This window comes from Salipiger mangrovisoli, assembly GCF_015223355.1.
Lineage (GTDB): Bacteria > Pseudomonadota > Alphaproteobacteria > Rhodobacterales > Rhodobacteraceae > Salipiger > Salipiger mangrovisoli.
The window spans coordinates 1-2,847 of the sequence record NZ_JADFFK010000075.1; the positions used below are offsets into that span (position 1 = coordinate 1).

At 68.1% G+C, this 2,847-nt stretch carries 3 protein-coding genes; 2 read left to right on the plus strand and 1 reads right to left on the minus strand.

Features of this window, described 5'->3' with window-relative positions; all coding sequences use genetic code 11:
- Window positions 1-702 carry an FCD domain-containing protein gene (locus tag IQ782_RS29420; RefSeq protein WP_194138212.1) on the minus strand — a complete coding sequence of 234 codons (702 nt, stop codon included), beginning with the start codon at window positions 700-702 and terminating at the stop codon, window positions 1-3.
- A 179-nt stretch (window positions 703-881) separates the two neighbouring features.
- Here IQ782_RS29420 and IQ782_RS29425 point away from each other — a divergent pair, with 179 nt between their 5' ends.
- Together IQ782_RS29425 and IQ782_RS29430 are read left to right on the plus strand one after the other, a co-directional pair.
- On the plus strand, window positions 882-2,087 hold the full coding sequence (locus IQ782_RS29425; protein ID WP_194138213.1) for a mandelate racemase/muconate lactonizing enzyme family protein: 1,206 nt from the start codon (window positions 882-884) through the stop codon (window positions 2,085-2,087).
- The coding region (locus IQ782_RS29430; protein ID WP_194138214.1) for an SDR family oxidoreductase at window positions 2,084-2,847 on the plus strand (764 nt) is incomplete at its 3' end. The genes IQ782_RS29425 and IQ782_RS29430, both read left to right, overlap by 4 nt.

Consider the following 2,847-nt stretch of genomic DNA (forward strand, 5'->3'; position numbering starts at 1 on the left):
TCACGTCACTCCGGCGCGGATGAGGACGGAGATTGCGGTTTCGAAATGTTCGGTCATGGCGGCCTCGGCTCTGGAGCTGTCCTGCATCATGATCGCGGTGGCGATGCGCTCGTGGCAGCGGATGTTCTCCTCGCGGTTCTCCTGCGAGCCGCGGGCGCGCCAGCCGATCGCCCAGGTCTGCCGGGTGATCACCCCGTAGCTGCCGACCAGCAGCTCGTAGAGCGCGTTGCCCGAGGCGCGGGCGATGAGCGCGTGGAAGCGGATGTCGAGCTCCATGATCAGCGTCGGCTCGGTGCGCAGCGCGGTGAACATCCGGTCGACGATCTCGAGCAGCTCCCGCGCCTGCGCGTCCGAGCGGCGCAGCGCCGCCAGCCCGGCGGTGCGCAGCTCGAGGGTGCGGCGCACGTCGAGCACCTGCTGGATCGACAGCTGGCCGCTGTAGACCGTGTGGTCGAGCAGGATCGACATCGCCTCGGGGCTCATCGCCGCGACCCGCGCCCGCCGGCCGTTGCCGATCTGCAGCACCCCGAGCGCGGCCAGCGCCCGCATCGCCTCGCGCGCCACCGTCCGCGACACGCCAAGCTGCGCCGAGAGCGCCTGCTCGCTCGGCAGGGCGTCGCCTACCTTCATGTTTTCCCTGCGGATATAGGCACGCAGCTCGGCCACTGCCCGGTCCACCAGCCCGCTTTCCTGTGTGCTCACGCTTGCCTACCTTTCATACAGGTTTTTCGTTTTTGTCACATCATAACGAATTTTTAGCTTGATCACACCCTAGCAGCCTCTCTACAGCTTGTCCCGGGAAACCCGACGGAAGACGCGACTCGATGCGCGCCGGACGGGCCACGGAGAGACAGCCCGGCGTGCCCGGCCTGGAGGAAATCATGAAAATCACCGCGATCCGCACCTTCCGCGCGGAAGAATTCGCCAATGTGCTCTGGGTCCATGTCGAGACCGACGCCGGCATCACCGGCCTCGGCGAGACCTTCTACGGCGCCGAGGCCTGCGAGGCCCATATCCACAACACGCTGGCCGTGCGCCTGCTCGGCCAGGACCCGCTGAACATCGAGCTGCTGCACAAGGAGATGGTCAGCCTGCCCAACGCCCAGGCCTCGACCGGGGTCGAGTACCGCGCCGCCTCGGCCGTGGACATCGCGCTCTGGGACATCTTCGGCAAGACCGCCGGCCTGCCCGTCCACAAGGTGCTCGGCGGCCAGAGCTGGGAGAAGGTCCGGGTCTACAACACCTGCGCCGGCACCCGCTACGTGCGCACCAACAAGATCAAGCCCGTCGACACCTGGAACCTCGCCGCCGAGCCCTCGCGCTACGAGGATCTCGACGCCTTCATGACCCGCGCCGACGAACTCGCCGAGGACCTGCTGGAGAGCGGCATCTCGGCGATGAAGATCTGGCCCTTCGACCCCGCCGGGATCGAAAACAAGGGCATGTACATCACCGCCGAGCAGATGAAGGCGGCGATCAAACCCTTCGAGCTGATCCGCAAGGCGGTCGGCGACAGGATGGAGATCATGCTCGAGATGCACTCGCTGTGGAACCTGCCCACGGCGATGGAGATCGCCCGCGCCGTCGAGCCCTATGCGCCGCGCTGGTTCGAGGATCCGATCCGCATGAACAACGCGCAGGCGCTGGCCGAGTTCGCCCGTTCGACCCCGGTCTGGACCTGCGCCTCGGAGACGCTGGGCTCGCGCTTCGCCTACAAGGAGTACATGGACCGCGACGCCGCGCATGTGGTGATGGCGGACCTGTGCTGGACCGGCGGGCTCACCGAGGGCCGCAAGATCGCCGCCATGGCCGACACCTACCACCGCCCCTTCGCGCCGCATGACTGCATCGGCCCGGTCGGCTTTGCCGCCGCCATCCACATGTCCTTCAGCCAGCCCAACACGCTGATCCAGGAGTCGGTCCGCGCCTTCTACAACGGCTGGTACCGCGAGCTGGTCACCGAGGTGCCGCGCATCGAGGGCGGCTACGTCTACCCGATGGAGGGCCCGGGCCTCGGCACCGAGCTGCTGCCCGCCTTCTTCGAGCGCGGCGATCTCAGCACCCGCGTGTCGGAGGTGGACGCATGAGCCTGACGCTTTTCGATCTGACCGGGCGCACCGCGCTGATCACCGGCTCGTCCCGCGGCCTCGGCCGGGCCATGGCCGAGGGGCTCGCCGCCTGCGGCGCGAAGGTGGTGCTCAACGGCTCCAATGGCGCCCGCCTCGCGCAGGCGGTGGAGGAGATGCGCGCCGCCGGCTTCGCCGCCGAGGGTGCCTGCTTCGACGTCACCGACGAGGCGGCGATCCGCGCCGCCTTCGCGCGCTTCGACGAGGACGGGCAAGCGATCGACATCCTGGTGAACAACGCCGGCATCCAGTTCCGCAAGCCGATGCTTGAGCTCGACACCGCCGACTGGCGGCGGGTGATCGACACCAACCTGACCTCGGCCTTCGTCATCGGCCGCGAGGCGGCGACGCGCATGGCGCAGCGCGGCTCGGGCAAGGTGATCAACATCGGCTCGCTGACCTCGGACCTCGCCCGCGCCACCGTCGCGCCCTACACCGTGGCCAAGGGCGGCATCAAGATGCTGACCAAGGCGATGGCCGCCGAATGGGGCGAGCTCGGCATCCAGTCGAACGCCATCGCGCCGGGCTACATGCTGACCGACATGAACGAGGCGCTGGTCGCGAACCCCGAGTTCGACGCCTGGGTCAAGGGCCGCACCCCGATGCGCCGCTGGGGAAAACCCGAGGAACTCGCCGGCCTTGCCATCTTCCTCGCCTCCGACGCCTCGAACTACGTCTCCGGACAGCTCATCTTCGCCGACGGCGGCATGAGCTCGGTGCT

Excerpts from the sequence above, each read along its gene's own strand:
- IQ782_RS29425 (WP_194138213.1), top strand. The coding sequence starts at position 882 with ATGAAAATCACCGCGATCCGCACCTTCCGCGCGGAAGAATTCGCCAAT.